Genomic DNA, 7,295 nt, shown 5'->3' with positions numbered 1-7,295 from the left:
AACACGTCTTCGATCGGCATCAGGAACGGCTGGTCGATCGGACGCTCAGGCGTCGGGATGTAGGCGTCAACCTCTTCCATCAGCTTGCGGATCGCGTTCTCGCCGATCTCCTTGTTGGAGTCTTCGAGAGCGGCCAGCGCCGAACCCTTGACGATCGGAATGTCGTCGCCCGGGAATTCGTTCTTCGACAGCAGCTCGCGCACTTCGAGCTCAACCAGCTCGAGCAGCTCGGCGTCGTCGACCTGGTCGACCTTGTTGAGGAACACGACGATCGACGGCACGCCGACCTGACGGGCGAGCAGGATGTGCTCGCGAGTCTGCGGCATCGGGCCGTCGGCAGCCGACACGACCAGGATCGCGCCGTCCATCTGGGCAGCACCGGTGATCATGTTCTTCACGTAGTCGGCGTGGCCGGGGCAGTCGACGTGGGCGTAGTGACGGTTGGCCGTCTCGTACTCGACGTGCGCGGTCGAGATCGTGATGCCGCGCGCCTTCTCTTCCGGCGCCGCGTCGATCTGGTCATAGGCGCGGAATTCGCCGAAATACTTCGTGATCGCAGCCGTCAGCGACGTCTTGCCATGGTCAACGTGACCAATCGTGCCAATGTTCACATGCGGCTTGTTGCGCTCAAATTTACTCTTAGCCATCGTATATTTTCCTTGGCGGCGGGCTTCGGTTTGGGTTCGACTGCGGGGCGATTAGCGAGAAAGGCCAAAAAACACAAGAGTCTTTTGACAATCTACGCCGCCCCCGGCAGGGCGATCGCTCCGTTATCGGTGATGAGACGGCATATAGGAACGATCCGTTGCACTTGGAAGAGCATCGGACAGCGCTTCTGACATATTGCCAAGCGCCTCGGCAGTTTTCGGAAAAACGCAGCGTTCCCGGCACCTCCGGCAGCAGCTTGCAGGCCGTCATTTTGGCAACCCAAAGCCGCGCCGAGCGTTATTAAGGGAGTTTCAAGTTTTCATTCCCGGAGATGCAGCGATGGGCGCATCTGCAGTCGTCAGCATTTTGATTACGTTCCTTGTCGTCATTCTTGTTCTGTATCTTGTCCAGAGACTTCCGGTCGACGCCAGGATGCAACAGATCATCCAGATCGTGGTGATCATCATCGGCATAGTATCGCTGCTGAAATATCTTTCGGTGTTCTAGGAACTCCGAAGACATACTGAGAAGAACTGAAGGCAAACGTCTCGCCGGATCGGAGGCACCATGAAGGTGGGTATCATCGGCCTTGGACAAATGGGCTCCGGCATGGCGATGAGCTTGCTCAAGGCCGGGCACTCCGTCATCGTCTACAACCGCACCCCCGCCAAGGCGGAACCGCTCGCCATGCTTGGCGCCAGCGTCGTGACTGCCCCGGGCGACGCCTGCCGGGGCGATGCCGTGTTTACCATGCTCGCAAATGACGAGGCAGTGACGGACGTCGTCTTCTCCAAGGCCGGCGTAATCGACAGCCTGGCCAGGGGTGCCGTCCACATTTCTTCCAGTACGATCAGCGTTGCGCTCTCGCAGCGGCTGACCGACGCCCATGCAAGAAAGGGGCAGCTGTTCGTTTCCGCCCCCGTTCTCGGCCGGCCCGAAGTCGCGGCGGCGGGGCAACTGGCCGTGATCACCGCAGGAACCGATGACGCCATCGATCGCGCGCGGCCGTTTATGGAAGCGATCGGCCAAAAACTCTTCGTAATCTCCACCACCCCCAAGGACGCGAACCTGATCAAGCTGAGCGGCAATTTTCTTATTGCATGCGTGATCGAATCCCTGGGCGAGGCTCTGGCTCTCATAGGAAAGGCCGGCCTCGACCGGCGCCAGTATGTCGAGATCCTGACGTCGACCCTGTTCGACGCGCCAGCCTACAAAACCTACGGCGCATTGATCGCACAGGAGAAGTTTGAGCCGGCGGGTTTTGCTGCCCCTCTTGGCCAGAAGGACATCCGGCTGACGCTCGCGGCCGCCGAGGATCTGAAAGTGCCGATGCCGATGGCCAACCTGCTGAAGGATCGGTTCCTTCGCCTCATCGCGACCGGCGGCGCAGCGCTCGACTGGGCGGCCATCGGAAGCATCGCCTCGCAGGATGCCGGCATTCGACCGAGCGGCGGGCGAAGAAGCTCGTAGCATCCGACGTCCCGAATCGGGCTCAGCCGAATTAGTTAGAAAATGCTTAAAATTGCTGAAATGTCAGAGGGTTGCCTGGAGCGGGTAGCGGGAATCGAACCCGCGTATTCAGCTTGGAAGGCTGCTGCTCTACCATTGAGCTATACCCGCAACTTCCTTCAAGGCTCCGGTCCGGCAGTGGTGGAGGAGGTTGGATTCGAACCAACGTAGACTGAGTCAACGGATTTACAGTCCGTCCCCTTTAACCACTCGGGCACTCCTCCATACTGCTGTATCGGAGCCATGCAACGAGGCATTCGATCGATTTTCGGACCGGGTTGTTTCCCGCTCGTCAATCTGGTTGCGCTTATGGCGATATGGTCTGATCGTGTCAACCACGCCATTGGGAATTTCAGGTGAAATTATCGCACAGCATTCGCCGTTCCCATATCCAAAGCGGAACACCGCAGTTATAGAGCGGTCATGAGCAACGAAAAAAAGCCCGGAACGCCCAAGGATTCCCACTACGCCAAGCTTCGGCGCGCCTATCGCGACCAGAAGAGCGGCGGTAAGCCGGCTCATCGCCCGCGACCAAATATCCCGCCCGGCGAAGCCGCGGCCGACGGCCTTTTGCGGCTCTACGGCCTGCATACGGTGCGTGCGGCGCTGGATAATCCGCGCCGCGACATCCACCGCATGCTGGTGACTCGCAACGCGCTGGAGCGGCTTGAGATTGCCGAAGGGTCCCTGCCCTTTCCTGTGGAAATCGTCGAGCCGCGCGACATCGACAAGATCACCGGCAGCGACGCCGTCCATCAGGGCGTGCTGATCGAAGCCGCACCCTTGAAGCCCAAGGCACTGTCGGCACTGGGCGATACGCCGCTGGTGCTGGTGCTGGACCAAGTGACGGACCCGCACAATGTCGGCGCCATCATCCGTTCGGCCGTGGCATTCGGCGCCGGGGCGCTGATCACCACATCGCGCCACAGCGCCCAGGAATCGGGCGTGCTGGCGAAATCCGCCTCCGGCGCGCTGGAGCACATCGATATGATCGAAGTGCGGAATCTTGCTGAAGCGTTGGGCGAACTGCACGAATCGGGCTTTCAGACCATCGGGCTCGATTCGGAGGGGCCGGCGGAACTGGAGCACACATTCTCGGGCGAGCGAATCGCCCTCGTGCTCGGCGCGGAGGGCAAAGGTCTGCGCCACAAGACTCGCGAGACGGTGAATGCGCTGGCCCGACTCGACATGCCGGGCGTGATTCATTCGCTCAACGTGTCGAATGCAGCGGCGATCAGCCTCTATGCCGCGCGAAAACACCTGGCGGGCGTGAAGGCGAAATAGGCGACGAACGCAAACGAGAATCATGGACCACATGCGGTCCGTGATTCTCGACTCTCGCCTAACGAATCCAAGATTTGAACTTCAGGCCGTCACGGTGCGTCCTTCGAGGCTCGCTTCGCTCGCACCTCAGGATGAGGAACGTTGGCCCAAACTTCCCTCATCCTGAGGTGCGAGCCCGGCGGGCGAGCCTCGAAGGACGCACCAAAACAGAAGTTCGTCTCTTCGATTGGTTCAGGCCGCGTCGCTACGGGCGCCGGCCTCGCCACCAACCTCGAAATTGGCCATCCTCTCCAGCGCGCGCACCAGCGCCGAATGATCCTCCCTGCCCCCGCCATTTGCGGCACAGGAATTGAACAGTTCCTGCGTCATGGACGTATTGGGCAGCGACACGCCGAGTGCCTTGGCGCCCTGAAGCGCCAGGTTGAGGTCCTTCTGGTGTAGCTCGATACGGAAGCCGGGCGCGAAAGTGCGCTTTATCATGCGTTCGCCATGCACTTCGAGAATGCGCGAATTGGCCAGCCCACCCATCAACGCCTGCCGCACCTTGGCGGGATCGGCGCCAGCCTTGGAGGCGAAGACAAGCGCTTCGGCCACAGCCTCGATGGTTAGCGCCACCACGATCTGGTTGGCGACCTTGGTAGTCTGGCCAACGCCGTTGTCGCCGACGAGCGTGATGTTCTTCCCCATCTTCTCAAAGACCGGCTTTGCACGGTCGAACGCGCTTTGCGTACCGCCGACCATGATCGTCAGCGACGCGGCCTTGGCCCCGACCTCGCCGCCCGACACGGGCGCGTCGAGATAGTCCGCGCCGAGCGCCTTGATTTTTTCGGCGAAGATTTTCGTCTCGATCGGCGAGATCGAGCTCATGTCGATGACGAGCTTGCCTTCGGACAACCCCGAGGCGACCCCGTTTCCGCCGAACAGCACCTCGGCAACCTGGGGGGTGTCGGGCACCATGGTGATGATGATGTCGGCCGCGCGCGCCACTGCGTCGTTGCCCTTCACCACTTTCAGGCCCTTGGCCACAAGGTCAGCGGGCGCAGCGCTGCGATGCCTGGTTGCCGTCACCTCATAGCCGGCGTCCAACAGATGCCCCGCCATCGGCGCGCCCATGATGCCTAGACCGATAAAGCCGATTTTTTCCATGATTGTTTCTCCCGGGATCAGGCGGCCGCATCGGCCTTTCTGGCAAATTCCTTGAACCAACCCAGACCCGCCGCGGTGCCGGCCTTCGGCTTGTATTCGGCACCGACCCAGCCGGCGTAGCCGACGCGGTCGAGATGCTCGTAGAGGAACGGGTAGTTGATCTCGCCCGTGCCCGGTTCGTGGCGGCCGGGATTGTCCGCAAGCTGGATATGCGCGATGCGGCCGAGGTGCTTCTCCATCGTGCGGGCGAGATCCCCCTCCATGATCTGCATGTGATAGATGTCGTATTGCAGGTAGAGATTGTCCGAGCCGACCTTTCCGATGATCTCCAGCGCCTGCTTCGTGTTGGTCAGGAAGAAGCCCGGAATGTCGATGGTGTTGATCGGCTCGATCAGCAGGCGGATGCCGGCTTCCTTGAGCTTGGCGGCGGCGAATTTCAGGTTTTCGATGAACACGGCTTCCAGCGCCGCGCGGTCCACGCCATGCGGCGCGATGCCGGCCAGGCAATTGACCTGGCCGCAGCCCAGCGCCTTGGCGTAGCTTATCGCCGTATCCACGCCGCGCCGAAATTCCTCCACGCGGTCCGGAAGCACCGCGATGCCGCGCTCGCCCCTGCCCCAGTCGCCCGGAGGCAGGTTGAACAGCACCTGCACGAGATTGTTCTTCTTCAGCCGGGCCGCGACTGTCTCGATCGGGTGGTCGTAGGGCCCGACATATTCGACGCCCGCAAAACCGGCCTCAGCCGCGGCATCGAAGCGGTCGAGAAAATCATGCTCGCCGAAGAGCATGGACAGATTGGCTGAGAAACGCGGCATGGTCTTGTCCTCCGGTCAGTCGAGAAGCGCGATGGCGGTCGGCGCGTCTATATTTGTCTGGGCGAGTTCCTCGAATTCGACGATGCCGGCGATTTCCGTGCCCATCGAGATGTTGGTCACGCGCTCGAGGATGAATTCGAGCACCACGGGAACCTGATGTTCCTTCATCAGCCGTTCGGCCTCGGCAAAGGCTTTTTGGAGTTCTTCGGGCCGGCGCACGCGAACGGCCTTGCAGCCCATGGCCTCGGCCACCGCGACGTGGTCGACGCCGTAGCCTGCCTCGGCATCGCCGACGCGATTGACGTTTTCGAAGGCAAGGCTGACCTCGTAATCCATCGAAAAGCCGCGCTGCGCCTGGCGGATGAGGCCGAGATAGGCGTTGTTCACGACCACATGGATGTAAGGCAGCTTGTGCTGGGCGCCGACGGCCAGTTCCTCGATCATGAACTGAAAATCGTAGTCGCCCGACAGCGCCACGATCCGCCGGTCCGGATCGGCGGCGCGTACGCCGAGCGCTGCCGGCAGCGTCCAGCCGAGCGGCCCTGCCTGCCCGCAGTTGATCCAGTTGCGTGGCTTGTAGACATGCAGGAACTGCGCGCCGGCGATCTGCGACAGACCGATGGTGGACACGTAGCAGGTGTCGCGGCCGAAGGCCTTGTTCATCTCCTCATAGACGCGCTGCGGCTTCAGCGGCACGTGGTCGAAATGCGTCTTGCGCTGCATCGTCTTCTTGCGCTTCTGGCATTCCTTCGCCCAGCCGCACCAGTCGCGCAGCTTGCCGGCAATGCGCCACTCGGTGGCCACATCGAGCAGCATCTTCAGCGCAGCACCCGCATCCGAAACGATGCCGTAGTCGGGCGCGAAGACGCGGCCGATCTGGGTCGGCTCGATGTCGATGTGGATGAATTTGCGCCCCTCGGTGTATTTGTCGACCGATCCGGTGTGGCGGTTGGCCCAGCGGTTGCCGATCCCCATGACGAAGTCGGATGCCAGCATGGTGGCATTGCCGTAGCGGTGCGAAGTCTGCAGGCCGCACATGCCCGCCATCAAACGATGATCGTCGGGGATCGCGCCCCAGCCCATGAGCGTCGGGATGACCGGAACGCCAATGATCTCGGCAAACTCGACCAGAAGGTCGGACGCGTCAGCATTGATGATGCCGCCACCGGCGACGATCAGCGGGCGCTCGGCCTCGTTGAGCAATGACAGCGCCTTCTCCGCCTGCGCCCGGGTGATGGCCGGCTTGTGCGGCGTCATCGGCTCATAGGTGTCGATGTCGAACTCGATCTCGGCAAGCTGCACATCGACCGGCAGGTCGACCAGCACCGGCCCGGGACGGCCCGAGCGCATAAGGAAAAACGCCTTCTGCAGCGCCATCGGCACCAGATAGGGCTCCATGACGGTGACCGCCCATTTGGTGACCGGCGCGGCGATGGCTGCGATGTCGACCGCCTGAAAGTCTTCCTTGTTGAGCCGGGCGCGCGGCGCCTGCCCGGTGATGCAGATAATGGGAATAGAGTCCGCCGAAGCCGAATAGAGCCCGGTGATCATGTCGGTGCCGGCGGGGCCGGAGGTGCCAATGCACACGCCGATATTGCCGGCCTTGGCGCGGGTGAAACCTTCGGCCATGTGCGAGGCGCCTTCGACATGGCGCGCCAGCACGTGGCGGATGGAGCCGCGCGCCCTCAGAGCCGAATAGAGGGGATTGATCGCCGCACCCGGCACGCCAAAGGCGCAATTGATGCCCTCCTTCTCCAGGACGAAGACCGCCGCATCGACAGCGCGCATACGGGCCATGGGACACCTCCGCTCCAGCACCATGTTTCGATGCAGGCAGCGTGGCAGAGGGCATTGCGGCTTTCAATTTTTTCAGAATATTTTTTCATTTTCTGA

General features: G+C 61.7%; 7 protein-coding genes and 2 tRNA genes. 3 read left to right on the top strand and 6 right to left on the bottom strand.

Annotation, left to right across the window (positions count from 1 at the left end; genetic code table 11):
• On the bottom strand, positions 1-647 hold a 647-nt coding region (locus M2281_RS17680), incomplete at its 3' end, for a GTP-binding protein (RefSeq protein ID WP_280822482.1).
• A gap of 340 nt (positions 648-987) precedes the next feature.
• Between M2281_RS17680 and M2281_RS17675 the strand changes: the two genes are divergently transcribed.
• Positions 988-1,155 carry a Thivi_2564 family membrane protein gene (locus tag M2281_RS17675; RefSeq protein WP_280822481.1) on the top strand — a complete coding sequence of 56 codons (168 nt, stop codon included), beginning with the start codon at positions 988-990 and terminating at the stop codon, positions 1,153-1,155.
• Positions 1,156-1,215: 60 nt separating this feature from the next.
• Positions 1,216-2,118: an NAD(P)-dependent oxidoreductase gene (locus tag M2281_RS17670; RefSeq protein ID WP_280822480.1), complete on the top strand. Its 903-nt coding sequence runs from the start codon at positions 1,216-1,218 to the stop codon at positions 2,116-2,118.
• A gap of 76 nt (positions 2,119-2,194) precedes the next feature.
• Here the strand turns inward: M2281_RS17670 and M2281_RS17665 are convergent.
• A tRNA-Gly gene (locus M2281_RS17665) sits at positions 2,195-2,268 on the bottom strand.
• A gap of 28 nt (positions 2,269-2,296) precedes the next feature.
• Positions 2,297-2,381: transfer RNA gene (locus M2281_RS17660), tRNA-Tyr, on the bottom strand.
• A 199-nt stretch (positions 2,382-2,580) separates the two neighbouring features.
• On the opposite strand from M2281_RS17660, the gene rlmB reads away from it, so the two are divergent.
• Positions 2,581-3,441: a 23S rRNA (guanosine(2251)-2'-O)-methyltransferase RlmB gene (rlmB, locus tag M2281_RS17655; protein WP_280822479.1), complete on the top strand. Its 861-nt coding sequence runs from the start codon at positions 2,581-2,583 to the stop codon at positions 3,439-3,441.
• A gap of 231 nt (positions 3,442-3,672) precedes the next feature.
• On the opposite strand, the gene M2281_RS17650 is transcribed toward rlmB, so the two are convergent.
• Genes M2281_RS17650 through gcl form a run of 3 tightly spaced genes read right to left on the bottom strand, consistent with a single transcriptional unit; the run spans position 3,673 to position 7,199 of the window.
• Positions 3,673-4,587 carry a 2-hydroxy-3-oxopropionate reductase gene (locus M2281_RS17650; RefSeq protein WP_280822478.1) on the bottom strand — a complete coding sequence of 305 codons (915 nt, stop codon included), beginning with the start codon at positions 4,585-4,587 and terminating at the stop codon, positions 3,673-3,675.
• Between the two features lie 17 nt (positions 4,588-4,604).
• Positions 4,605-5,402 carry a hydroxypyruvate isomerase gene (gene hyi, locus M2281_RS17645; RefSeq protein ID WP_280822477.1) on the bottom strand — a complete coding sequence of 266 codons (798 nt, stop codon included), beginning with the start codon at positions 5,400-5,402 and terminating at the stop codon, positions 4,605-4,607.
• 15 nt (positions 5,403-5,417) lie between these two features.
• Positions 5,418-7,199, bottom strand: a complete 1,782-nt coding sequence (gene gcl / locus M2281_RS17640) for a glyoxylate carboligase (protein WP_280822476.1) — start codon at positions 7,197-7,199, stop codon at positions 5,418-5,420.
• Positions 7,200-7,295 lie beyond the last annotated feature (96 nt).

Source organism: Pseudaminobacter soli (ex Li et al. 2025), assembly GCF_029892515.1.
GTDB classification, from domain to species: domain Bacteria; phylum Pseudomonadota; class Alphaproteobacteria; order Rhizobiales; family Rhizobiaceae; genus Pseudaminobacter; species Pseudaminobacter soli_A.
The sequence above is the reverse complement of the archived record's forward strand: the minus strand, read 5'-3'. Positions and strand labels throughout refer to the sequence as shown.

Coding starts and splice junctions, on each gene's coding strand:
- gcl (WP_280822476.1), bottom strand. CDS start 7,199: ATGGCCCGTATGCGCGCTGTCGATGCGGCGGTCTTCGTCCTGGAGAAG.
- hyi (WP_280822477.1), bottom strand. CDS start 5,402: ATGCCGCGTTTCTCAGCCAATCTGTCCATGCTCTTCGGCGAGCATGAT.
- M2281_RS17650 (WP_280822478.1), bottom strand. CDS start 4,587: ATGGAAAAAATCGGCTTTATCGGTCTAGGCATCATGGGCGCGCCGATG.
- rlmB (WP_280822479.1), top strand. CDS start 2,581: ATGAGCAACGAAAAAAAGCCCGGAACGCCCAAGGATTCCCACTACGCC.
- M2281_RS17675 (WP_280822481.1), top strand. CDS start 988: ATGGGCGCATCTGCAGTCGTCAGCATTTTGATTACGTTCCTTGTCGTC.
- M2281_RS17670 (WP_280822480.1), top strand. CDS start 1,216: ATGAAGGTGGGTATCATCGGCCTTGGACAAATGGGCTCCGGCATGGCG.